General features: G+C 58.8%; 27 protein-coding genes. 14 read left to right on the forward strand and 13 right to left on the reverse strand.

Going from position 1 to position 23,448, the window contains the following annotated elements; genetic code table 11:
* The 6 genes from EN964_RS02970 to EN964_RS02995 all read left to right on the forward strand — a co-directional run.
* The coding region (locus EN964_RS02970) for a c-type cytochrome (protein ID WP_127268119.1) at positions 1-556 on the forward strand (556 nt) is incomplete at its 5' end.
* Positions 553-2,523: a cytochrome c oxidase subunit I gene (ctaD, locus tag EN964_RS02975; protein WP_127268120.1), complete on the forward strand. Its 1,971-nt coding sequence runs from the start codon at positions 553-555 to the stop codon at positions 2,521-2,523. The genes EN964_RS02970 and ctaD, both read left to right, overlap by 4 nt.
* Positions 2,520-3,125: a cytochrome c oxidase subunit 3 gene (locus tag EN964_RS02980; protein ID WP_127268121.1), complete on the forward strand. Its 606-nt coding sequence runs from the start codon at positions 2,520-2,522 to the stop codon at positions 3,123-3,125. Before ctaD ends, EN964_RS02980 begins: the two co-directional genes overlap by 4 nt.
* A gap of 1 nt (position 3,126) precedes the next feature.
* Positions 3,127-3,468, forward strand: coding sequence for a hypothetical protein (locus EN964_RS02985; protein WP_127268122.1), 342 nt, complete (start codon positions 3,127-3,129; stop codon positions 3,466-3,468).
* The gene (locus EN964_RS02990) at positions 3,465-4,343 is read left to right on the forward strand and encodes a cytochrome c oxidase assembly protein (protein WP_127268123.1); all 879 of its coding nucleotides are present in this window, start codon (positions 3,465-3,467) and stop codon (positions 4,341-4,343) included. Before EN964_RS02985 ends, EN964_RS02990 begins: the two co-directional genes overlap by 4 nt.
* A complete protein-coding gene (locus EN964_RS02995) occupies positions 4,324-4,740 on the forward strand; it encodes a cytochrome c family protein (protein ID WP_127268124.1) in 417 nt (138 codons plus the stop codon). Before EN964_RS02990 ends, EN964_RS02995 begins: the two co-directional genes overlap by 20 nt.
* Positions 4,741-4,818: 78 nt before the next feature.
* Here the strand turns inward: EN964_RS02995 and EN964_RS03000 are convergent, their stop codons facing one another.
* From EN964_RS03000 to EN964_RS03015, 4 genes are all read right to left on the reverse strand, one after another.
* Positions 4,819-5,658 (reverse strand): DUF3618 domain-containing protein, encoded by an 840-nt coding sequence (locus EN964_RS03000; protein WP_127270405.1) that lies wholly within the window; start codon positions 5,656-5,658, stop codon positions 4,819-4,821.
* Positions 5,655-5,990, reverse strand: coding sequence for a phage holin family protein (locus EN964_RS03005; protein WP_236383248.1), 336 nt, complete (start codon positions 5,988-5,990; stop codon positions 5,655-5,657). The genes EN964_RS03000 and EN964_RS03005 overlap by 4 nt, the downstream gene beginning before the upstream one ends.
* Positions 5,991-6,041: 51 nt before the next feature.
* Positions 6,042-6,650 (reverse strand): hypothetical protein, encoded by a 609-nt coding sequence (locus EN964_RS03010; protein WP_127266481.1) that lies wholly within the window; start codon positions 6,648-6,650, stop codon positions 6,042-6,044.
* Between the two features lie 552 nt (positions 6,651-7,202).
* A complete protein-coding gene (locus EN964_RS03015; RefSeq protein WP_164748700.1) occupies positions 7,203-8,120 on the reverse strand; it encodes a hypothetical protein in 918 nt (305 codons plus the stop codon).
* A gap of 356 nt (positions 8,121-8,476) precedes the next feature.
* On the opposite strand from EN964_RS03015, the gene EN964_RS03020 reads away from it, so the two are divergent.
* Positions 8,477-9,649: a glycosyltransferase gene (locus tag EN964_RS03020; protein ID WP_127266480.1), complete on the forward strand. Its 1,173-nt coding sequence runs from the start codon at positions 8,477-8,479 to the stop codon at positions 9,647-9,649.
* Between the two features lie 2 nt (positions 9,650-9,651).
* The gene (glf, locus tag EN964_RS03025; RefSeq protein ID WP_127266479.1) at positions 9,652-10,794 is read left to right on the forward strand and encodes a UDP-galactopyranose mutase; all 1,143 of its coding nucleotides are present in this window, start codon (positions 9,652-9,654) and stop codon (positions 10,792-10,794) included.
* Between the two features lie 75 nt (positions 10,795-10,869).
* Here the strand turns inward: glf and EN964_RS03030 are convergent, their stop codons facing one another.
* Positions 10,870-12,036 carry a beta-glucosidase gene (locus EN964_RS03030; RefSeq protein WP_127266478.1) on the reverse strand — a complete coding sequence of 389 codons (1,167 nt, stop codon included), beginning with the start codon at positions 12,034-12,036 and terminating at the stop codon, positions 10,870-10,872.
* 465 nt (positions 12,037-12,501) lie between these two features.
* On the opposite strand from EN964_RS03030, the gene EN964_RS03035 reads away from it, so the two are divergent.
* A complete protein-coding gene (locus EN964_RS03035; RefSeq protein ID WP_164748699.1) occupies positions 12,502-12,882 on the forward strand; it encodes a hypothetical protein in 381 nt (126 codons plus the stop codon).
* 150 nt (positions 12,883-13,032) lie between these two features.
* On the opposite strand, the gene EN964_RS03040 is transcribed toward EN964_RS03035, so the two are convergent.
* The 4 genes from EN964_RS03040 to EN964_RS03055 form a co-directional block, all read right to left on the reverse strand.
* The gene (locus EN964_RS03040; RefSeq protein WP_127266477.1) at positions 13,033-13,857 is read right to left on the reverse strand and encodes a Ku protein; all 825 of its coding nucleotides are present in this window, start codon (positions 13,855-13,857) and stop codon (positions 13,033-13,035) included.
* 574 nt (positions 13,858-14,431) lie between these two features.
* Positions 14,432-14,641, reverse strand: coding sequence for a hypothetical protein (locus EN964_RS03045; RefSeq protein ID WP_127266476.1), 210 nt, complete (start codon positions 14,639-14,641; stop codon positions 14,432-14,434).
* Between the two features lie 139 nt (positions 14,642-14,780).
* Complete coding sequence (locus tag EN964_RS03050) at positions 14,781-14,954, reverse strand: hypothetical protein (RefSeq protein WP_127266475.1); 174 nt, start codon at positions 14,952-14,954, stop codon at positions 14,781-14,783.
* A gap of 340 nt (positions 14,955-15,294) precedes the next feature.
* Positions 15,295-15,600, reverse strand: coding sequence for a hypothetical protein (locus EN964_RS03055; protein ID WP_127266474.1), 306 nt, complete (start codon positions 15,598-15,600; stop codon positions 15,295-15,297).
* 1,114 nt (positions 15,601-16,714) lie between these two features.
* On the opposite strand from EN964_RS03055, the gene EN964_RS03060 reads away from it, so the two are divergent.
* From EN964_RS03060 to EN964_RS03070, 3 genes are all read left to right on the forward strand, one after another.
* Positions 16,715-17,449 carry a Crp/Fnr family transcriptional regulator gene (locus EN964_RS03060; RefSeq protein WP_127266473.1) on the forward strand — a complete coding sequence of 245 codons (735 nt, stop codon included), beginning with the start codon at positions 16,715-16,717 and terminating at the stop codon, positions 17,447-17,449.
* Positions 17,450-17,468: 19 nt separating this feature from the next.
* The gene (locus tag EN964_RS03065) at positions 17,469-17,705 is read left to right on the forward strand and encodes a hypothetical protein (RefSeq protein WP_127266472.1); all 237 of its coding nucleotides are present in this window, start codon (positions 17,469-17,471) and stop codon (positions 17,703-17,705) included.
* Between the two features lie 213 nt (positions 17,706-17,918).
* Positions 17,919-18,161 (forward strand): hypothetical protein, encoded by a 243-nt coding sequence (locus tag EN964_RS03070; RefSeq protein ID WP_164748697.1) that lies wholly within the window; start codon positions 17,919-17,921, stop codon positions 18,159-18,161.
* Between the two features lie 796 nt (positions 18,162-18,957).
* Here EN964_RS03070 and EN964_RS03080 read toward each other — a convergent pair.
* The 3 genes from EN964_RS03080 to EN964_RS03090 form a co-directional block, all read right to left on the reverse strand.
* Positions 18,958-19,914 (reverse strand): NAD(P)/FAD-dependent oxidoreductase, encoded by a 957-nt coding sequence (locus EN964_RS03080; protein ID WP_127266471.1) that lies wholly within the window; start codon positions 19,912-19,914, stop codon positions 18,958-18,960.
* Positions 19,915-20,011: 97 nt separating this feature from the next.
* Positions 20,012-20,296 carry a hypothetical protein gene (locus EN964_RS03085; RefSeq protein WP_127266470.1) on the reverse strand — a complete coding sequence of 95 codons (285 nt, stop codon included), beginning with the start codon at positions 20,294-20,296 and terminating at the stop codon, positions 20,012-20,014.
* Positions 20,297-20,406: 110 nt separating this feature from the next.
* A complete protein-coding gene (locus EN964_RS03090) occupies positions 20,407-20,655 on the reverse strand; it encodes a hypothetical protein (protein ID WP_127266469.1) in 249 nt (82 codons plus the stop codon).
* Between the two features lie 683 nt (positions 20,656-21,338).
* Here EN964_RS03090 and EN964_RS03100 point away from each other — a divergent pair.
* Positions 21,339-21,785: a low affinity iron permease family protein gene (locus tag EN964_RS03100; RefSeq protein WP_306663753.1), complete on the forward strand. Its 447-nt coding sequence runs from the start codon at positions 21,339-21,341 to the stop codon at positions 21,783-21,785.
* Positions 21,727-23,118, forward strand: a complete 1,392-nt coding sequence (locus EN964_RS03105; RefSeq protein ID WP_245490627.1) for a phosphatidylserine/phosphatidylglycerophosphate/cardiolipin synthase family protein — start codon at positions 21,727-21,729, stop codon at positions 23,116-23,118. The genes EN964_RS03100 and EN964_RS03105 overlap by 59 nt, the downstream gene beginning before the upstream one ends.
* A gap of 122 nt (positions 23,119-23,240) precedes the next feature.
* Here EN964_RS03105 and EN964_RS03110 read toward each other — a convergent pair.
* On the reverse strand, positions 23,241-23,448 hold a 208-nt coding region (locus tag EN964_RS03110; RefSeq protein ID WP_206528686.1), incomplete at its 5' end, for a hypothetical protein.

Below are 23,448 nucleotides of genomic sequence, written 5' to 3' on the forward strand. Positions count from 1 at the left end.
TATCCCTGCCGGCGAGCCGGTGCGGCTGCTATTGACCTCGACCGATGTGATCCATTCCTTCTGGATCCCAAGCTTGGCCGGCAAACTCGATCTTATCCCCGGCCACATGAACGTGTTGGATATCAAGGCCGACAAGCCGGGCGTCTACCGTGGTCAATGCGCTGAATTCTGCGGTGCGCAGCACGCCAATATGGGCACCTTCATCATCGCCGAACCGCGCCCGAAATTCGATGCGTGGCTGAACGACCAGTTGCAGCCGGCCGGCGCGCCGGCGAGCGGCGAAGCCAAGGCCGGCGCAGACCTGTTCCTCAAACGCCCCTGCGTGATGTGCCACAGGATCGGGGGAACGCCGGCCGGCGGAACGGTGGCTCCCGACCTCACCCACATCGCCAGCCGGAAAACATTGGCGGCCGGAACGCTGACGATGAGCCGCGGCAATCTCGCCGCCTGGATAGCCGACCCGCAAGGCATCAAGCCGGGTTCCCACATGCCAGTGGCAGATCTCAACGGCGACGAGCTCAACGCAATCGTCGCTTATCTCGAGGGGCTGAAATGAGCAGCGCCGATGTCACAGGCGACCGCCACATCCCGGAACCAGACCCCGCCAAGGGCGACCTTGCTCCCGAACGTGACGGCCCCCGCGATACCGGCATGGATGATGCCAGCCTGCATCGCTGGCTCGAGCGCACCTGGCGGACGCCGTCCGGCATCGTCGGAGCGCTCTCGAGCGTCGATCACAAGGTGATCGCACGACGCTATTTGATCACCGCTTTCGTCTTCCTTGGTCTTGGCGGTCTCAACGCTGTCGCCATGCGTATCCAGCTTTCGGGACCGCAACGCGGCCTGATCGGGCCCGACCTCTACAACCAGCTGTTCACCATGCATGGCGTTACGATGATGTTTCTGTTCGCCGTGCCCATCGTGCAGGCGACCGGGATCTACCTGGTGCCGCTGATGGTGGGCACCCGCAACATCGCGTTTCCGCGCCTGAACGCGTTCAGCTATTGGATCTACGTCTCGGGCGGCGCTTTCGCCTGGGTGTCGTTTGCCCTCAACATGGCTCCTGATGTGGGCTGGTTCGCTTACGTGCCGCTGTCCGGCCCCGAATTCGCACCGGGCAAGCGCGCCGATGTCTGGGCGCAGATGATCACCTATACCGAAGTGTCGTCACTGGCCGTCGCGGTGGCAACCATCGTCACGGTGTTCAAGCAGCGGGCCCCCGGGATGTCGCTGGACAAGATCCCGCTCTATGTCTGGGCGATGCTGGTCACTTCTTTCGTCGTCATCTTCGCGATGCCGGCGGTGATGATCACCTCGACTTTCCTGATCCTTGACCGGCTGGTCGGCACGCACATCTTCAACCCGGCGGAAGGTGGGGATGCTCTGCTGTTCCAACACCTCTTCTGGTTCTTCGGCCATCCGGAGGTTTACATCATCTTCCTGCCGGCGACGGGCATGGTGTCCGCGATCATTCCTGTTTTCGCCAGGCGACCGACATTCGGTCATCTCGGGCTGGTCCTGTCGCTTATCGCAGTCGGCTTCCTGTCGTTCGGGCTCTGGGTTCACCACATGTTCGCCACGGGATTGCCTAAGCTCGGCGCCAGTTTCTTCACCGCATCCAGCATGCTGATCGCGATTCCAAACGGCGTGCAGATCTTCTGCTGGCTTGCAACACTTTGGGACCGCCGGCCGGTGATCCGGACGCCATTGCTGTTCGTCTTCGGCTTCTTCTTCATCTTCGTCATCGGCGGGCTAACCGGCGTCATGCTCGCCTCGGTGCCACTGGATCTTCAGGTGCACGACACCTATTTCGTCGTCGCGCATTTCCATTACGTGCTGATCGGCGGCTCGGTGTTCCCGCTGCTTGGCGCGGCTTATTTCTGGTTCCCGAAGATCACCGGCCGCATGATGAGCGAACGCCTTGGACGGTGGCATTTCTGGCTGGCCTTCATCGGGTTCAATGCGGCCTTTTTCCCGATGCATCTCGTCGGCCTATGGGGCATGCCACGAAGGGTCTACACCTATCCGGCCGAGCTTGGCTGGGGCAACATCAACCTTTTCATCTCTGCCGGGGCGCTGCTCTTTTTCCTGAGCTTTGTCCTGTTCACTTTCAATCTGGTGCATGGCGCGCTCAAAGGCACCCTGGCCGGCAACAACCCGTGGGACGCAGGAACCTTGGAGTGGGCAACGTCCTCGCCACCGCCGAGCTATAATTTCGCACGCATTCCCATGGTTACCCATATCGAGCCGCTCTGGGCCGAGCGCGAGGCGCTCCCTGTAGCGACCGGGCTCCGCGTCGATGCGCGCGAACTCCTCATCTCGACCTTGGCCGAAGCTTATCCCGATATTCGCGAGAAATCGGCCACACCGTCGATCTGGCCGCTTTTTGCGGCGCTAGCCGTCGGCGGCACGTTTCTCTATTCGATCTTCACGCCTTGGGCGATCGTCTGGGGCGCCGCGCCGATCGCCATCACGTTGATCGGTTGGTTCTGGCCCAAGGGCGATCCGGAGGACCAGGAATGAAGCAGCGCGCCGCCGCCGATCTTTCTGGCCTGCCGACCTTCGGGCACGGTCCGCGCAGCCCCACCTGGTGGGGCACGCTCGGCTTCATGGCTTTGGAAGGCACCGGTTTCGCGCTGGCAGCGGGCGCATATCTCTATCTTGCGCTGTCGTGGCCAGCGTGGCGGCTTAGCGCACCGCAGCCTGACCATTGGCCCGGAACGATCGTGACGATTTTGTTTGTCGTCAGCCTTGTGCCCAACCACGTCCTCCACCGCCACGCCAAGCAATGCTCCATGGTTCCGGTGCGGATCGGCCTGGTGGTTATGTCGCTGCTCGGCATCGCTCCGCTCGTCGTGCGCTGGTTCGAATTCCCCGCCCTCAACATCTATTGGGACACCAACGCCTATGGATCGATGCTCTGGGTGCTGCTTGGCCTGCACACCACGCACCTTATAACCGATGTCGGCGACACCATCGTGCTGACAGTGCTGATGTTCACGCGCCACGGCTATAGCGGCCGGCGCTTCGGCGATGTCGGCGACAATGTCTTCTACTGGGATTTCGTGGTCCTGACCTGGATCCCGATCTACGTGCTCATCTATTGGGCGCCGAGGCTAGGCTGAGATGCGAGCGTTACGGTTGGGAACGTCTTGGGGTGGTCTTCTGTCAGGTCCGCTGGCCTGGGCGGTCTCGACACAGCTGAATTATGCGCTGGTGCCTTGGCAATGCAACCGCCAGGTGCCGGTCGTGCTTCCCGTGGCGCTGCTGCTCGTCTTGTTGTCGCTGCTCGGCGGGGCGCTGTCGTGGCGGGCGAAGCAGCGAGGCGGTGCCGCATTCAAGCCGGAGCGTACGCGCGGCACAGAGCGCTTCGTCGCCAATCTCGGGATGTTGTCGGCGTTGCTGTTTGCGCTTGTGATCCTCATGCAAGGCAGCGCGGCGCTGATCCTGGATGAGTGCCTGCGATGAACCTGGACGCGCTGTTCCCTACTTCCATCTGCTACGGCGCCGCCGCGCCCGGGGCCGGGTGGACGCTCGCGCTGCCCATCACCCTGCCACTCGCCGTGCTTGCCCTGATATATGTCGTTGGCGCTGGCCGGCTTTGGCGGCGCAGCAGCCGCGGCAGGACTCTGCGGCTGCGCCAGGCTCTGCTGTTCACGGCCGGATGGAGCGTGTTGACAGCCGCATTGGTCAGCCCGATTCATGTGCTCGGCGAGCAGGTCTTTGCGGCGCATATGATCGAGCATGAACTGCTGATGGCCGTGGCGGCGCCGCTGTTGGTCTCTGCCTGCCCGACTGCGGCCTTGATGTGGGGCCTACCCATCCGGTTCCGGCGCGTTCTGGGAATTGCCGGACACGCCAATTGGCTGAGGGTGGTCTGGGCCTTCGCAACGCGGCCGATCAGCGCGACCATTATCCACGGCATTGCTATATGGATTTGGCACATTCCGGTGTTGTTCGAGGCCGCGCTCGAACGCGGCGTACTGCACTATGCACAGCACGCGAGCTTCTTCGGAACAGGGCTGCTGTTCTGGTGGGTCCTCTTGCCGCGTCCCGGCCGCCAGCATGCCTATGGGAGCGCAGTGATGCACCTCTTTGTCACCTCGCTGCATACCGGGCTGCTCGGCGTTCTCCTGTTGCTCTCGCCACGCCTCTGGTACCCGGAGAACGCCGTGGGAGCGGCACTGTGGAATTTGAGCCCCCTGGAGGACCAGCAACTTGCTGGGCTGGTGATGTGGGTTCCGGCTGGATTGATATATGGCGGCGCAGCGCTGCTGCTGGCCGCGTTGTGGATCAAGGCGAGCGGAAGGAGGGAGGCGGCGCATGCGTACGAGCGTGTCTAAACTGCTTGCCGCCGTCATCGCCGCGCTGGTGCTGCTCGTCGCGGCCGTGGCCGGAATGACCTGGTGGTCCGATCGGGCCGCGCGCGTCCGCCACGAGGCGGAGGCGGCCACAGGCGGTGACACTGCGAGGGCCTTGCCGATCATGACTGCGAATGGCTGTTCCGGCTGCCATACGATTACGGGCGTGCCGGGCGCGCAAGGGCAGGTCGGTCCTCGCCTGGATGCCAGTCTTGCTGACCGCGTCTTTATCGGCGGCGGGCTGGCCAACAATCCAGAGAACCTGATCCGCTGGATACGATCGGCCAGGGAAATCAATCCGCACACCGCCATGCCGTCGACCCGGATAACAGAGCAGCAGGCGCGCGATATCGCGGCTTACCTCTACGCTCTGAAATGACTCGAGCGGTTCACCGTTTGAACAACAACGCCGGCCCTTCTGAAGAGACCGACTATCGTTGATCCAGGATCATTCAAGCTAGGTTTGACGCTGAGACGGATCGGAAATCCGTTCACGCACGGCATGCTCGGTTTTGTCTGCCGTGGACTTCACGACCTCGCCGAGCTGATCGGCCATCGTGCCTGCTTCCATATTTTTCCGGCCAGCTTCCTGCTTGATGGTCTCATAGGCGTCGGCGGCGACCTGCTTGGCTTCATCCAGACCCCTGTCGAGCATGGTTTCGGCGGTGTCGCGAAGCTTGTCGCCATAGGCGCCTAGTTGCTCATCCTCCGTTGCGGTATGGGGCAGCATTGCACCTATGGCGGCGCCGATGGCGAGACCGGCGGCCGCTACGGCCAAGGGTTGGTTCTCAAACAGTTCTTGGGCAGAGCGGGTGGTTTTCGCCGCCATCTCGCCGGTCACCGATCTTGCAGTGGCCGTGCTGCCCGTCAAACCCTCGGCGGCGTTGCTTGCCGCGCTCGAAACGGTATCGCTGACGCTGGTAGCAGCCGACGACAACGATGTGGCGGCATCGGAAAGCGTGCTGCCAAGGCCTCCACGCTCCCCGTCATCATGTCGTCCCGGCGCCGAAGGCATGGAGTATCCAGCCGAACCGTGGGGGGTGTTTGAGGTACCGCTGCCGAACATCAGCCAAGCCAGACCTGCGCCCACCATGGTGACCGGCAAAGGATTGTCTCGGACCTGCGTTCTGAGATTGCTGAGCATGGCCGAGCTCTCCCCTCCCGAGAACAGCCCGGTGAACTCATCCAGCAATTGTCCGGGCGTCATCTTGCCTCGAATGGATTCGGCGGTCTCCATCACCCGGGCGCGGGCTGCCTCGGCCTCGCGTTCAAGTTCGGCTGCGGATTTCTCTTTCATCTCACCTGTTCCTTGATCACGCTCGCGTCGCGCTTAAGCTGTTCCTGGGTCCGGTCGGGGGTAAGTTCCGAAGGCGCCATGCTGGCCATCCCGGTCCGCAGCAGGATGACGCCGAGGACCGCCACGACCACACCGACCAGCAGGGAAGACCACCCCGCGCCTAGCCCTGCCCGCGTCAGTGCGATAACGAGTGCCTGCAGCAACACCAATAGCGCGGCGAGCAGGCAAATCGCGCCGCCCAGTACTTCCGCGGCACCTGCTCCGGCTTTGGCAAGCTTTTCAGAGAGCTCCGCCCGAAACAGCCTTGCCTCGGTTTGCACCAGTGGTGACATTCTGGGCCAAGTCGGTGATCAGTCCGGTAAGGCTGGGATTGTCCTGGGTGTTCATCTGTCCTGCTCCGCGTTCTGCGTGGCCCCATCATCGCCGACGAGGCCCGAATCCTGCGAACGATCAACGGACCAACCCTGTGCCTGATCGGTGTGTGATTTGAGGTCTCCCGCAGCATCCTGGAATTCTGGACCCGCCGGCGGAGAAGCCTTGATGAACCGCCCGAGAGCCAATCCGGCCAATACCGATCCGGCAAGCAGGACACCGGGATTTTGCCGGCCAAAGGACTGCACGTCCTCCAGGACCTGGCCGAACGGTTTCTGTTTCAATGACGATGAAAGCCGCTCCAAGCCACCGGCGGCATCCAATGCGAACTTCGATGCGTTCCTTTCATCGTTGTTGGCCAGATGGTCACTGGCCGCGCGCAGTGCGCCGCCCAGCGCCGCCAGACTCGATCCGATGTCGCGCTGAGCTTCCTCCGCCTTGTCGGAAATCGCATCCCTGGCTTCAGATGCATAATCGCCAGCCTTACGGGTCACCGTGTCACGCGCGTCGTGAAGCAGCTCGCTGGCACGTTCTTGTTCCTGGCGAAGCCTGTCGGAAACGTCGCTTTTCGCCTTGTCGAAATCGGTGGGCTGTCCGCCCTGATCGTTCTCATGCTGCATGGGCCACCTAGTGAAGACCGAGGAAGGAGAGGACCGCGAGCACGACAACGATAAGGCCGATAAGATAGATGACACTGTTCATGTGCACGTCCTCCGTGGCTTCCCAACTTCGTGGAACCTCCGATGTTCCACTAGGTGAAAGCATTTATGATCAGGCTGAAACGGAGAGCTCGTCAGGCACGCAACAATCAGGAATGAGCTGAGCTGCCCCTCGTGCGGAGCTTCAGTGGCTCGAGTACAAACCTTGTGCTCCCGACTGCGCACGGGTCGAGCGGAAGGCCGCCGGTTGCCTCGGCTTTGGCTGACCTTTGTCTATTCGGCTGTCCGCCTGTCGATCATCTGCTCGCTCTGGACGCCCGGCACGTCCCTGCGCTGTTAGACGCCTTCAACGAAGCGAGGATGAAGGCATAGAATACGTGCTGATGTTTCATTCTCCTGCGGGAAGGAGCAGAGATATTCAGTTCGCCCATGTCTTCGAACGCCGCGAGCGACTGCTGCATGGTGTCGTGTGCACGCGCTCCGACGGATTGTTCCGTCCGAGCAACACCTAAATCATGCAACCTTGGAAAACAGGGCGACGTCGCATCTGGCCAAGCCGTAGCGCCACCGATGATCGGTCGTGGCGACCCGGCTTTGGTAAAACAGCGAAAGTTGGCCCCCTTCGATCATCACGGTCGAGTGGCCGTTCTCTCCCGGCTGGCCTGGTTCCAGCACCGGTCCCATCGACACATAGGGTCCAGCAACATCATCGGCGATGGCAAAAAACACGCGTTGCCGGTTTCCCCGAAGGCCATTCGGGAGAAAGCAAGTGGCATTGAGAAGCACGCGGCCATCCGGCAATTCGACCAGTTGTGCGCCCTCTATCCCCCATTCGTAGTCGGGATCCTCTCTCGTGTTGTGGTGAGGAACTTCATTATGGTCGAGGATCTTGCCGATCCGCTTCCAAGGGCCGAACCATGAATCGGATTGGCTACGCGCGAGATAGATGTCGGGCTGTGGCACCCTGGTGAATTTTGGCATGGCGGAATAGACGAGGTAGCGCTTGCCGCCAATAACTGCGGGATGCGGATCGTAAATGCCATCTTCCTCCGTGTCCGGGATGGCGAGGATTGCCGGGCTAAGAACCACCCAATGGAACCCGTCATTGGAAACCGCATGCTCGCAGCGGCCACCAGACTTCATGAACTCGGTCTGGATGAACATGTGAAAGACGCCACTTTCGTGAATGACCCCCGGAGCCGCAACACCACTCCCATTGATAGGAAGCTCGATCGACTGATGCTCGGTCCACGGCCCATAAAGTTCCGGCGCCGTGGCATGCAGGATCCTCCACGTCTCGCTGGTCACCGTGCCGCTCGAGCCGAAGACGTGCCACAGGCTGCCATCAAAGACGGGGCAAGGGTCTTTGAGATCATCCACGCTTTGCGGATGAAACAGCGGAAAAACATTGGTTGAAAAGTCGATCTTCATATCAGCCCCGGAATTCGCCTGGCACGGACTCGCCAGTGATGCGGGCGAATCAACTTGATGTCCTGCACATTTTATAACCAGCGACTTAAACGCAAATACGGCAGGTCAGTTCTCCACCGACATTCCCCCGTCGCTCACGCTTTCAAAGCCCGGCGACGCGTGGTGGCCGTTCTCAGCTCCGCGGAAATGTCGTCGCATTCGTCATCCGAGCGGTGACTGAGAGCACTTCACTTCACCTTGGAACAACTCACGCGCGGGAAAGTTAGGAGCTGGCATCGAAGTCTATTTCTCCTCGACCCGCTATTAACAAATGTTAGTCGTAACATAAACCAAAGATTACGAGAAGGAACATCTCAATGGAAGCAGCCTTGGGCAGGGTATCCGCCAGTAAACACGTTGGCAGGGAAAATCTACTGGTTTGCTTCTCCCATTTGCGATGGAATTTCGTTCATCAACGGCCGCAGCATATCCTCACTCTTGCATCCATGAAGCAGAGAGTGATCTACTTTGAAGAGCCTGTTTTTGAAGAACTGCCACAGCCGCTGATGCGGACGAGCGAGGCGTCGCCAAACATTCTAATTGTGACACCAGTGCTTCCGCTCGGCGCGTCGGCCGCGAAATCAGATGCCGTCCAGCGGAGATTTGTTCAGCAGATCATAGCTTCTATGCCGCACAGCCGGCTGATCGCCTGGTACTACACGCCGATGGCTCTTCGCTTCACGGAGTTCCTTGACCCAGACATATGCGTCTACGACTGCATGGACGAACTCTCCGCCTTCAAGAATGCACCGCCCGAACTGGCGCAGATGGAAAAGGAACTTCTGCGCCGCGCCGATCTCGTTTTCACCGGTGGCCTGAGCCTGTTCGAGACCAAGCGCCGCCTGCATCAGGCCATTTACCCCTTTCCGAGCAGCATCGATGTCAAACACTTTCACAAGGCAAGGCTGCCAGGAAAGGACCCCATCGATCAGGCCGGCATTCCTCACCCGAGGGTGGGGTATTTCGGCGTCATCGACGAGCGGCTGGACGTCGACCTCGTGGCGCTAGCGGCGCGGACCATGCCGGACGTGCATTTCGTCATGATCGGCCCCGTTGTCAAAATCGATCCTGCAATCCTGCCGAAGGCCGACAATCTGCATTGGTTGGGCGCGAAGGCCTACTGCGACCTGCCCGATTATCTGCGCCATTGGGATGCCGGGTGGATGCCGTTTGCGCTCAACGAAGCGACCCGGTTCATCAGCCCAACCAAGACGCCAGAGTTTCTGGCGGCGGGCCTGCCGGTGATCTCGACGGCAATCGTTGACGTTGTGCGCAGCTACGGCGCTGCTGGGCTGGTGGAGATCGCCGACATTGACGACTTGGACAGCAAGCTGCGCTCCCTGCTTTTGCGACCGCGCGAGATGCTGCTGCCGCAAGTCGATGCCTATCTGGCTGACATGTCGTGGGAAAGAACATGGAAGGCCATGGCCGCTCACATTGAGGGCGCCTACCGACGCAAGAAGGTCGTCCCGCTCCGCAGGAGCGCATAGCCATGTTCGATTGGCTGATCGTGGGCGCGGGGTTTGCCGGCAGCGTGCTTGCTGAAAGGATAGCCTCCCAGCGTCATGAAAGCGTTCTCCTGGTCGACCGCCGCAGCCATGTCGGCGGCAACGCCTACGATTGCTACAATGAAGCCGGCATCCTCATCCATCGTTACGGGCCCCATATTTTTCACACCAACAGCCAGTCGATCGTGGACTACCTCTCGCAGTTCACCCAATGGCGCACATACGAGCACAGGGTTCTGGCGGCGGTTGACGGGAAACTGCTTCCCATCCCGATCAATCTCGACACGATAAACCGCCTTTATGGCCTCGAGTTGAATTCCGCACAGTTGGAGGAGTTCTTCGCATCGCGGCGCGAGACGGTAGAGGACGTGCGAACGGCCGAGGATGTTGTCGTCAGCACCGTGGGACGCGAGCTCTACGAGAAGTTCTTCCGTGGTTATACAAGGAAGCAATGGGGCGTCGATCCGAACCAGCTGAGCAAATCAGTGACGGCACGAGTGCCGACCAGGACCAACCGCGATGATCGCTATTTCAGCGACAGCTTCCAGAAGATGCCTGCCGGTGGATACACGAGGATGTTCGAGCGCATGCTCGGTCACCCGAACATCAAGGTCATGCTGCAGACCGACTTCCGCGAAATTCGTGACAAGATACCCTTCAACCGCCTGATCTATACCGGCCCGATCGACGAATATTTCGGCTGGCAGCTAGGGCGTCTTCCTTATCGTTCGCTCCGTTTCGAGCACGTCACACTCGACCAAGAGCAGTTTCAGCCGGTTGCCGTCGTCAACTACCCCCAGACGGAAGATTACACCCGCATCACCGAATACAAACATTTGACCGGCCAACGGAGCGTGCGGACCAGCCTGACATACGAATATCCCACCGATATCGGGGACCCGTACTATCCGGTGCCGCGGGCCGAAAACGAAGAGCTCTACAAGCGCTACGAAGCGCTCGCCGCAACCTGTCCCGACGTGTGGTTTGTCGGCCGCCTGGCAACCTACCGCTACTACAACATGGATCAGGTGGTCGGGCAGGCCCTGGCAACCTTCGCACGCATTCAAAAGAGCGTCCCGGAATGGGCGGGCGTGGGGAATGCGTCGTTGGCCGAAGGGGCGCTGTAGCTCCCCCACCTGGACCCGGGAGCATCGGCGCGGGGCCGACAGGCGCTCGCGCAGTCCCTCGTGCAGCTCATGTATTTAACGCGTCGGGTTCGCCGCGAACAAAGCTTGCTGGCGGGCCAATTCGTCCGCGACGGGCTTGTGGACGTGTCGGCTGCCGTCCGCCTGGACGACTGAAAACAATCCCACCTCCGCATGCCGCGAATTGTCCCAGCCCGGATAGGCGGTTACCGGGTAAAGGCAAATACCTTCGATCGGGGCTTTGAGGCTTTCTGCGGCACGCACCTCGTCGCAGACATAGTGGAGCCAAGCCGGCCCGCCAGACCCCTCGGAGCCGGTCTCGGCGATGAACATAGGCTTGCTGTATCGATGCGCGACTTCGATCAGCATCTCCGATAGGGCACGGTACTCGTGATGCCCCATCGGAATCGTCGGCCCGTTTAGGTACCACTGATTGTGTGGATAAAAATTCAAGCCAACGACGTCGACGACATCTTCGCTCCCACCCAGCTCAGGTTCGGCCCGGCCCAGCAGCATGTCGTAAGCTTCGAACTGTCCCTGACGGGCATTTTCGGCCCGGCGCCGTTCGGTGCGGGTCCGGTCGCGAGGAGCGATGTGGATAAGCGGCTCGGCCCAGACAAATCTGCAAGCGGGATCGACCTCCCGCATCGCGCGAACGCCGGCTATTGCTGCTTTCACGAGGTGCCGCTTGAACCATCCCCGCCTCTTCGGGCCGACGCGGGGGAAATAGCCGACCTCAACAGCCCAGGCGAAAAACGAAATTTCGTTGATCGGGCACAACAGAGGCGCTGTACCGGCGATTGAACGATGAACCCTCACAGCTTCCGCGGCGAACGAGGCATAGGCATCGATGAAATGCATCGATCCCTGATCAACATGGTCGGGAGATCCGTAGTGGAAGATGTCCCAGATGATCCGGACACCTGCCGATTGCGCTGCTTCGACCATCGGCGTCCAGCTTGACCAGTCATAGGTTCCAGGAGCGGTTTCGATGAGGTGCCAGCGCAAGCCGTCGCGGATGGTACGAAGACCGAGTTCGGCGCAACTGCGGTAGTCGCCCAGGGCATGCAAATAATGCGACGTCGCGCGGATAAGATCGAGGCGAACGCCGTCCTTGCGCCGGTGCGACGAGCACTCGAAGCCAGCCATGAAAAAACTGGCGAACGGCGACGTGCCCGCAATCGAAGTCACCTCATTGCCTGCGCTGTGTCCTGCTTCGCTCATGCGAAGTCTCCTTAGGGCATTTGGGCTCAATCTCGGCTGCCGAATGCAGATCGGGAACAGCCATAGCAATCCGGCAGCCGTCTCTCATCCGTCAGGCTGCACATTAGTCTTGTGCTTAACGGGATGGTACCAAACCGGATGGTCGAGCCTTTGTTCCCGATCGAACCCACCGGAGGCCAGACAGCAGCCAGGGAAGAAGCTGGCAAGGGAAGTCGGGGGGCGAGGCACACAGCCGTCATCGGATCATCCACCGCTCCGACGAAGGCAAGGAACAGTACGTTCAAATTCGACTTTCCGACATCGATCATGCCAGGCGAGAGGATCGCAGCGACGTCGCCTGGAGTATCTCAGGAGCCGCTCCGCCGATCTTTCCCGGTAAAGCCCGTCATTCGCTTCAAGCGGGAACATTGGTTGCCTCAGCAAGTTTGATCGCCATAGCAATGGCCGCAGCGGGCGGGCGCACAGATGAGACATCTGGTCAAAGATATCCTGATCGAGATCGCTGAAATGCTTCCGGCCATCACTCAAAAGGGCGAAAATTCGGCCGAAGCACTGCCCGTCCATGCGCCGAACTTCCCCCACGATCTGGAGCCGGTGATCAGGGCAGACCCTTCCTACCAAGTGCCATCGCAACGCACCGACGATCGGCATGAATCAGTCGCAGTCCCGAGCAAGCCGCAAGCTCTATGGAGGGATATGGTGCCGGCTGTGACGATCGTACCTTTGCCAGTCACTGTAGATGAAGGCGCGGTCAACGCTCACGCCTCCGACGGGCAGCATGCACGGCGTCGAGTGCCGAGCGAACGGCTTCAACGTTTGAGGCGTGAGGCTGGGCTCACGGCCTGAAGATCCAGCGGCCGTTGGGCCTGCGCCTCTTTATCGCGCATCGCTTCGGCGCCAACATGAACTTTGCTCACACCCAGTACGCTTCTAACCTAGCACTGCAATTGCACTGGTTCTTTTCAGCACCGCCGCGTTGGTGATCGCTATCTTTGACTATGCTGATTTGCGGCTCTTGGCCTTTGGCCGGTCTTGGCCGATGCCTTCCTTGGCGAGGCTCTTTCGGAGAACCGAGGCCAGGTCGACCACGTTCTCCTTGGGTTTCGGCGCTGGTTTCGGCGGTTTTTTGCCCTTGCGCTTGGCGTCGATCATGGCAATCAACGCATCCTCGTAGGTGTCCTCGAATTTCGAAGGATCGAACTTTGTTACTTTCTTGTCGATGAGAAGCCCCGCGATTTCGAGCAGATCCGCATCGTATTTTGGGCTTTTCACGTCATTGAAGACGGTGTCTTCCGATGTCATCTCATTGTGGGTCCGTAGCTCGGTCAGCAACATCCCTTTTCCAAGGGGCTGTATCAATACTTCGCGCCCGCGCTGATAAAGTACGACGCAGGAGCGTGCCGCAACGCGCTTCTTGGCCATCGCATCGCGCAGGACGGCAAAGGCCTCCAGAGAGGCACCGTCTGCCGGGATCAAGTAGTATGGCTTCTCCAGAAAGCGTGTGTCGATTTCGGCAACCGGAACGAAGGAATCGATGTCAAGTGTATGCTGCGACGTCAGTTTCAGTTTCTTTATCTCGTCCGGCTCGACGTGAATGAAATCACCCTTGTCCGCCTCATACCCTTTGATCTGATCCTCGGCTTCGACAACATCGCCGGTCTCTTCATCGACATAAGCGCTTTTGACGGGTAAACCGTCCTTGCGGTTCAAAATCTTGAAGTGGATCTTGGATGCCTCACTTGTGGCACCAACTATCTTCACCCCGCATGACACGGAACCGACCCTCAGAAAGCCCTTCCACACAGCGCGTGGCGCAACCATGCCGTTTCTCCTAGACCTCGATCTCGGCACAACGTCAGGCACACGGTTCTGTTCCGCGACGTGCGCCGGCGTCTTTCCACCCGATCGCAGGAGCAGACGTTGCTTTCACAAGCACACGAGGTGCTCAAGGGTGCTTCAAATGCATCGGAGCTCTGGCTCAGTGCGACAAAAAGCGTTCGCGTAAGGGAGTCGGCAGGATCAAGCGGACCAAGCTCGGGTTGAGTGACCGTGCCGACCTTAACTGGACACAAGCGTGGGCCGAATGACCTGACGCATACGCTACCGGCATAAGGGGAATGCTACAATTAAGCCTGGAGGACTTGTTGTGAACATGGCGCAATTTATACCCGAGTTGCAACGGTAATCACGTTCCCGGACCGAATAGTATCACGGCGAAGCCGTGCTACTCTGGCGTCCCAAGCCCTGCCAACTATTCCCCGTAGGTCATCGGCCGATTCCTCCAAGACATAGCAACTCAGTCGACATTCCGCCCGCAGGATCTCCCCTTGCGCAGAAAGCTCCTTGTGCTGGCGAATAAGATCATCCAGGCGGTCCAGATAAGGTGCGCGGCTCATCAGCCTTCACCCCGCAGCATCTCTTCGAAAGTAGCTTCATCGAAGTAGGCTCCGGAGTGCTGGAACAGCCACATCAGACGGGCGCTCAGTGCCTCGGCCTCGACGCTGCCTTCTGCTAGCGCACGCTCTTTGCAGGCCCGCTGAAACACCTGCTGTAGGAGGGCGAGTTCTTCGGGATTTGCAACGCCGATGGTAGCGGGAGCGGTCATGGCTTCCTCCGTTGGGGCGGAAGCATGTTCTTCGCTCACAGCCGGCGGTGCCCTGAAACTACCGCCGATGAGAGTAGACTACGCTCATATTGGCGAGAGTCGATTGAATAATAATTTAGTCACGACAGGCAGGAGCATTCTAATGCCGCTCTTTCAAAAATCGGGCTTCACGAAGCAGCGAATTCCAATCCGTGCCGATAAGCTTGATCAGACCGCGCGCATCCGGCTCCGAAATGCCGACTTCTTCAGACAAACGTCGGGCAAGCAATTGCTCATTGCCCTTCTTCACACGGCCGTCGCCATCCTTTTTCATTGGTTCCTCCTTGGGAAGCCAACTTACGGAATGACCTTTCGTTTCATGGAATAAGAAAAAAGCCCGCCGTCCCATTAGCGGCAGCGGCGGGCCGTCCCTGGGATAATGGGACTCGCTGGGGTGTTGGTTTCCCCTGCTGTCGCGGGCGGTGCAAAGCAGGTGCCACCTGGGGTGAACCAACACGGCACACCTCGCGGGCGACTCGCCGCGAAACGACAAGACCTTGGTCTGGTATCGACCCCCCGTGCCGACCTAGCACGACGGGCGTTCGAGAGCGGCTACACCCTGAGAGTCGACCCCTTTGCATCAATCTGGAACAGGGCAACAGTTCCAAGACACGTCAGCAGCCTTCCGTGGTCTTTTTCATCTGGCCAGGAGCAGCCGAGTTAGCATCGGTATCCTGTTGACCTGGCGCGGCCTGCTTGGCGCTGCCAGTTTGTTGACCTGGAGCGCAGTCCTTGGCGGAGTTCGAGTTAGAGTTCGTTCCACTCGTGGTGGTCGAATCCGTTCCCTGATCGGTCGTAGTGCTCGGCATTGTCTGGGTCGTCGAGGTCGACGATCCGCCTGTGGTCGTGGTGGTCGATTGCGCAACAGCGAGGCCAGTTGACAGTACCATAATGGCTGAAGCCAAAAGAACCTGTTTCATGATCAACTCCATATTGGAATGTCCCTTCGGTACCGAACTTCGCTGCGAAAAGACGGTTCCAAGAAAAATTCGCAATCGCACGCACCTCACGTTTGGACGGGCCCGCACCACTTGCGCGCGTCGGGGCGAGCGTCAGCGGGTAAGCGACCTAGGCCTTGGATCGACCTTTCTTGAATGATTGCGAAGCCTTGGCTTCGGCAGCAAAGCGTTGTTCTCGAAGTCGCGCAGTTTTTGTATCTCGCGCCTCTCTCTCGGCCGCGTTAGCAATCTTTGCCTCACGGTCTGCGCGCTCCAATCGGTCTTTGTCGACGCTTCGCCGGGACACATTGGCCTCCTACCAGAAGACCGTTGAATTTACAGTTTGCTAAAATGTTCCCCGCGATACGGCATGTTCCACGCAATGTGGCGGACTTCCCGGCTCTTCCGGGGAACCAGCAATGCAAAAGCCCGCTACCGGGAGGCAGGGGCCTTGAGAGACAGGCAACTTGGAGAAGGGCCGGCCCCAACAAGCTTCCTTTTGTAGTACCAATTAGTGCCGCCTTTAGTCAGTCGGCCCCGAGCTGAGGGGCGATGAGCTGGGCGAAGCCCTCACCGCCGACAGTCGCTCACGCTTGTCAAAATGAGCCTCCTGATAGGTCTTCTTCATTCGCTATCTCCCTTCGGCTACCGCATAATCACATACCGCGTTGCCTCGGTTTGGGTGCGTGTCAATCGCAAGCCAAACGCGAGATGGCTAAGGGATTATCACCCCTTTCTCGCCTGCCGCTTTCTTTCTTGTGGCTTGTGCGGAATTCTGGCGGGCTCAACGGAGCTGGAGCCCCTGATGTGACGTCAAAAATTCGAACCCAGCCTATGTCATAGGTTAATGCGCGGCTCGGGCGGCTCCCTTAAGGGTGCGGCATATTCACGTCGGGAGCGTTGCCGCACCCCAAGCGAGCAACCGAACGGGGCCTCAACCCTCTGGCGCTGGGCACTGAGGTCCCGGCCAAGGTCCTGGGTGCGTTCGCGTCTTGAGTTCCCAACTGCCGACCATCAGTCCGGCGCCTCTTTACGGCTACTCGGAACTTTTGAAGCGAATGCAAGTTCGATAATCAACATCAGCTAGGTAGCCAATTTGTCACCCACCTCATCCTTGGATGTCCTTATTCGCAAGCTCCAGAGCATCTCGGATCTCCGAGAGGGCGATATCGAGGTTTTGAAAGGCATCCAGATTCAGGAGAAGGATTTTTTGGCCAACTACGACCTGGTGCGTGAGGGTGACCGCCCTGTCAATTCGTTCGTGGTTTTGGATGGCCTGCTCGGTTCAACCAAACTTACCGGCGATGGCAAACGGCAGATTACATCCTTCTTTGTGGCTGGAGATATTCCCGATCTGCACGGACTGCATCTGTCGGTCATGGATTGCAATTTTACGACCCTGACAGCAGCCAGACTCGGCTTCATGCGACATGACGCTCTTCGCACCATTTGCGAACAGCATCCTCGAATCGCGACGGCTTTTTGGCGGTCGACGCTGATCGATGCAGCGATTTACAGAGAATGGGTAACGAATGTGGGAAGACGCGAGGCATACACGCGCATGGCTCACATCTTGTGCGAACTGATCTTTCGCTTGCGCTCGGTTGGACGCATTCAGGATCACGTCGCGGATCTTCCGATTACCCAGGCAGCACTTGGCGATGCATTGGGCTTGTCTACAGTCCACGTCAACCGAATGCTTCAGGAACTTCGACGTAGGGGCCTCATCGCCACGACGGGGTCAAGAGTGCATGCTCTTGATTGGCCCGGCCTCACTCGTGCAGGTGATTTCGACACGACCTACCTGCACCAAAGGACCCCCGCAGCTTAGTGGTGACGGAAGCTCTCGGATGGCACGATTTTTCTTTGATAGTGGCGATCACGATGTGGTCATCGAGGACGAAATCGGCATCGAATGTGCCGGTCTGGAGGAGGTGCGCCGCGCGGGCTTCGAGGGCCTTATCGACCTTACGAGAGATGTGCTTACCGAGGTGGACGGGCAGCAAGTATTTGTTGAAGTGCGGAACGAAAACGGCGACAGGATTCTGCGGCTGAGCATCTCGCTTCAGATCAAGTTGATGAGATAACGTGCCTGACTTGCTACGTCAGAATGCTGCCGAGTGCCGGCACATCGAATGGCATGAGCGGCGAGGAACGCCGCGTGATCGGACTATCGCCCGAAGACGCCGCCATTTCGACCGACGAACAAGTTCGGGTTCTCCCACACGAAGAAATCGGCAATTCACAGTCTCATACATGGCCCATCCAACCGATTTTTTATCGGTGTCGCGTATTTTTGTATGAAGTTCTGGAACGCGCATTCTCAGCGCTCGTTCATGTTGTCTCAGCAGTGGGTGGGTGTCGACGTGCAAAGAAAAGCGAATGAAGCAAGCCGGGTTGCGAAAGGCCAGGAGCTTGAGGTCGAACATCTTGTCGAGGTCACGGAAATTGACCCCGAGCAGGCCCGAACGCTGCTTCGCAAGCATGGAGCCGATTGGCCGAAGCTCAAAGACGAGGCGGAAGCTCTGAAGAAGGAAGACTAGTCGTCACCTTCCCAGCGGTTGGCGAGAAAGCTGTTCCAGCTCATCCTCATCCGTGATTCCCGCCTGGTAGTAAGCCAGAATGCGTGATGCGCGCCGTTCCCTCTGTTGCGGTTTCGTTTTTAATTTTGCTGCGTGCAAAGACGCGACTGAGCAGGGCAAGTTCTGATGGGGTGAAGGCGTCTCTATGCATCGCATCTCAGCTCCCGTGCGCCACCGTCTCTAGAGGGGGCCGAGGCGGGCTGAAGCTGTGGTTGCAGCCTCTGACGCCGGCCAGCAAGAGATCGCAGAACGGGTCGTCCGGCGCGCGCTAACGCTAGACAAGAAAGAATGTTCCGCGCGTTTTTCGGACACTAAACAAAAAGGCCCAGCCCGAGCCAGCAACGGCCTTTTACCGGTCTACGTGTGATCTCCTTCAACCATATCCGGAAAGCCTCTTCCTTGACGGGAATTTCTGGGCTTGCTGTGCGTTTAAAGTTGAGAATGGCAGTTATGATCTTGGACAGAAAGAATGGCTTGGCGCGCCGAGTTGCCAGAGCCACGAAAGCCCGCCCCAGACAAAGCCGAGACGGGCCGAAGCTGCATCGACAGCCTCGAGGCCCAGACAATGAGAAAGGATTGTAGGCCTGCAGCCAAACCTCTTACCGCAGGGAATGTTCCGCGGCTGTAAACTGTCGGTGGGAGTATCATGACCTTTCGGGATCGACATTCTCGGCCAGTTACGGCAACTCCTTGTCGGCCGTCGAGATGTTGGCACGCGCCATCAAGGCAGCCAAGAGCTCGATCAGCCGCGTGGTCTTCATGTTCGTTGAGAAGGCTGATCCGCAAATCCAGTCCGCTCGGCGCTCTCAAGCTCTCTATGGGCATGCGACGCGGCAATGGCAGCCTGTCCAAAAGCGACGGCTATCTGGTTCAACGCTTTGACAACGTCACCAATGGCGTACATGCCTTGGATGGAAGTCTGCTGATGCTCGTCGACTGTGACATAGCCCTCTTCACAACATCTTGCGCCTACCACCTCGGCGAGTTGAGAATGTACCTTGCACCCCAGTGCCAGATAAATGGCATCGAAGCGGGATGACGTCCCATCTTTCAAAATCGCCTCGCAACCGTCTGCTGTCGGGCAGAGTGTGTCGAGAGCGTCACCGATGACTATGCCTCTTGCCCTCGCGGCACGACGAGTGCTGGGCGAAAAGTCGGATGCGTCGCTTCCAAGCACCGTTATAAGTGGTGTAAACCGACTGAGGAAAATAGCCTCTTTAAAGGCTCTCTCGTCGTGCCCGACGACCGCAATCTTCTGGTCGATCGCCTCATACCCGTCGCATACAGGGCAGAGTCGAACCACACCTGCGGCAATTGCTTCGCGTAGACGCGGAATGACAGGTGTCGTGTCGGTGATCCCTGTCGCCATAAACACCTTGCGTGTCCGGATTGCGCCGATCGAGGTCTCAGCGACGAACCCCCGATAGGCAGGGGCGAGGGAGTAGACCTGCCCCTCAACCAGAGTGGCTCCATACAAGGTGGCGTGACGTCGAAGGCGATCCAGAATATCGGCTCCACTTATCCCTTCGGGAAAGCCAGGACAGTTATGGCTCGTTGGGATCAAGGCGGCACGAGGATCGCCGGCATCGATCACCAGCACGCGATGGCGAAAACGCGCAAGATATTGAGCGGCGGTCAATCCCGCCGGCCCGCCTCCAACGATCAGGACATCTTCGGTCTCGGCGGTCGGTCGGCTGACGTGGCTGTTGTGCATAGTGCGGCGCGTTAACGGCGAACGATTTCGTTCGTGCGATGTTCAAAGGGCGGTCTCGGGACATCTGACTCGATGGCAACAGCGTAGAAATCAGGCTTCAACCCGATCGCAAGACGCCAGGCTCCTCTGTTTCCTTGAGCTCTTCCGTATCCTTGGGCGCGGCGACCAGATCCTGGAATCCGAGAGTAGCGACGAGATAGCCTGCCTCATCATAAACCTTCGTCACCCAACTGGTCGGGTCCACGCCATCGACAATTCCGTCGAGCATGGCCTCCTTGGCAGCGCGCTTGGCCTCTCTGATAGCCTCGTCTCGATCAGCCATATCGGCAAAGATTGCTGGCTGCGACATGCCTTCGATAAACTCGAAGCGAAATTTCGGCATCGGTTGCTCCAGTCACGTGCCAGCGGATCGGCCATTTCTGGCAGGTTTGATGGTCAACGCGGCGGTGTCGAAAAGGATGCAGCGGGTGGTGTGCGCATCACCATCTACCGTCAGGCAGCGTTGCTGCCTGCCATCTCCCAATCGTCCCGCCAACGTGCTCGCACGGCAATCATCAGCGTGGCCGCTTCGGTCATTCCTGTTTGGAATAGCCTGATCAGCTCTCTGGCCACGGCATAGGCGGCCGCCGTGTCAGGCAAAATAGCAAATTCCTGGCACAGCGCGTCAAATGCCGCGCGAAGGATGTTCAGGTCACTGGGGTAGAGAGCGTCCGTGTGCATGCGGATGGTTCGATTAAGCATCAGGCTCCTCCGAATGGGCGAGAGTGCGATCGTCGCTCCCAAGCAGCGAAACCCGTTACACAGCCGCTGACCACGGCTTTATGCGGGGCAGCCCACCAATTGTCATTAAACTATGATGCACTCGGCCGGTGTTCATGCATGAAAATCGCCATATGGCCCATTCATCGCTTAACCTTCGCGCAAGGATGTTGATGGCGAAGCCCTATACTCCAACGCCTATAACTCTTCGCGACTGGCCGCATTATTTAGTCCGACCAAACCGCGGGCAAAATGGGGCAACTCACGAGATCGTTCATGCTGCTGACACTCATGCTGAACAACGTGACATAGACGAAGTTGCCGAAGGAAGCAGAAGAGCACCCGCGTCGGACACAGGAGATGGTGTCGGACAGCTCACCATGGCATCGCGCAACAATATGCCAGCCGTCATCATCGGCGGCTCGGTCCTTGTGCGGCGCAAGCTCAGAACAGCAAAACGTCCACCAACTCGTAACCGGCGCGATTGATGGGGAACAACGTGCAGCGGAACTTACCAAGCGACTGCTTGCCTTTTTCTCGCCAGCAATCGCTGGGGCCGAAGCGGCCGAATCCGAATCGCCACGTCTCCGATATGAGCGAATTGCTGAACCCACCGCTGCGAGACTATCCAAATCGAGACCGTGCTCGCTGCGAGACCATGACATGTGAAGGTCGATGCAGGACACCTGGAAAACGCGCGCTGCTCAACTGTACCTTTTGTTGAATCACGGCGGGGCGGTATGATGCCTCGTGGGAACCAGGGGCACTGCCGCGAGTTCTTTGGAATGGCAAATCATTCGGTCACAAGCGTGCTTACCTCAATTGGCACATTGACCTCCCGTCCCGCTGCATTCCTGGTCTTGTTGGCTTACGCCATCCTTTGGATGATCTTCGAGCGACAGAGCTTGGATTGGCACGGAGCCGCAACATTGTTTACTTGGGCGATGACGCTGTTCATCCAGCGCGCGGAGCACCGCGACACTCAAGCGATCCACGCCAAGCTTGACGAGATTCTGCGGTCAGATCACGCGGCTTCAAACATCACGCGGATCGATGATGAAGAGCCCGAGGAGATCGAAAAGCATCGCCATCGCCAGCAGCGGGGCGATTGACGTGCAGCCTCTCGGTTCCGTGGCGTCAGGCGCCCGCAAGAAGACCTCCGGCATTGAGCTTTGGCGAAAGGTGCTCATCTATCTGGCCATCGCCACCATGACCAGCCTGCTCACGGTGTTGATCATAAATCTTACTCCAGAGCCGCGCGTTCTACGATCAATCGTTCCCCATCGTTTCGACGCTACGGATCCCCAATTTTCCAAGACGATGAGCAGCTATTCGCAAGGGCAGATGTTCGATTCCAATGCGGTCCAAACTCTCATCAACGGAGACGAAATATTTCCGTCAATGCTGCAAGCAATCGGGGCGGCTCGATCCAGCGTCGACATGGAAACATATATTTATTGGTCAGGAGCCATCGGCTACGAGTTCGCGATCGCATTGGCGGCGAAGGCCAGCGAAGGCGTGGAAGTCCGTGTGAACGTCGACTGGGTTGGCAGCCTTCCCTTCGACGAGGACTTGATCCACATCATGACCACTGCCGGTGTGAGATTCGAACGCTATCGGCCTTTACGCTGGTATACGTTGGACCGAGTAAACAACCGAACCCATCGCAAACTGCTGATCGTCGATGGCCGGATAGCATTCACTGGCGGCGTCGGCATTGCCGATAATTGGCGCGGGAACGCACGCAACTCGAATGAAGGGCGCGACACGCACTACCGGATCGAAGGACCCGCCGTGTCCGCATTCCAAGCGGCGTTCGCGGAAAACTGGCTTGAGACGACCGGCGAGACATTGCAGGGCGGGAAGTTCTACCCTGCAGTTGCGCCCGCTGGTGGGATCGATGCCCAGTTGATACTTTCTTCGCAGCCAAACGGCTCGGAGAACATGGAGTTGATGATGTTGGCAGCAATAGCCGCGGCCAAGGATCATCTGCGCATCGGCATGGCCTACTTCGTGCCCGACGACATAGCCCTGCAGCAGATTCTTGATGCAAGGAAGCGAGGCGTCTCGGTCGATGTCATCGTTCCCAATTGGCTGACGGATGTGCCCATAGTGCGAAAGGGTTCACGTTATTTCTGGGGCGAATTGCTCAAAGCCGGTGTGCGCATTTTTGAGTTTCAACCCACAATGTACCACCCGAAGCTCTTGATCGTCGATGAGGTCTGGGTGAGCGTTGGCTCGGCCAATTTGGATGAGCGTTCCCTGCGCCTCAATGACGAGGCCACCCTGAACGTCTACGGCATGGAATTCGCGCGAACGCAAATAGACATCTTCAACGAGGACCTGAAACGATCAAGGCCAGTCAGTCTGGAAGAATGGCAAGCGCGTCCACTAAGCGAAAAGGTCACCGACTACTTTGCCAGCAGGCTACGCTCGCAGCTCTAACGATGGCGAGGTTCCAGAGATGCAGAAGTCTCCGCGAGATCGCGCGGCATCGTACGCTTAAGACGCTCGCCAAGTCGCCATCGAACGCTGAGCCGTGGATCGTGGAATGACGGTGAGAGAGACTAGCCGACCGCCAAGACCGGCCTTTTTCGCAGCCGCGCCCGCATGACGACCAGCAGAACCGTTTCGTCTTTCATGCCACTCTGGAATAATTTTATGAGCTCGGCCGCAATCTGCTCGGCGTTGTAAGAGATCAGTTGAATCTCTGCTTCCCCGCAAAGCTTCTTGAGGACCGATTCCAGCAATCTCAACCCTTCAGGATAGATAGGT

The sequence above is a fragment of the Mesorhizobium sp. M7A.F.Ca.CA.001.10.2.1 genome, from assembly GCF_003998575.1.
GTDB lineage: Bacteria > Pseudomonadota > Alphaproteobacteria > Rhizobiales > Rhizobiaceae > Mesorhizobium.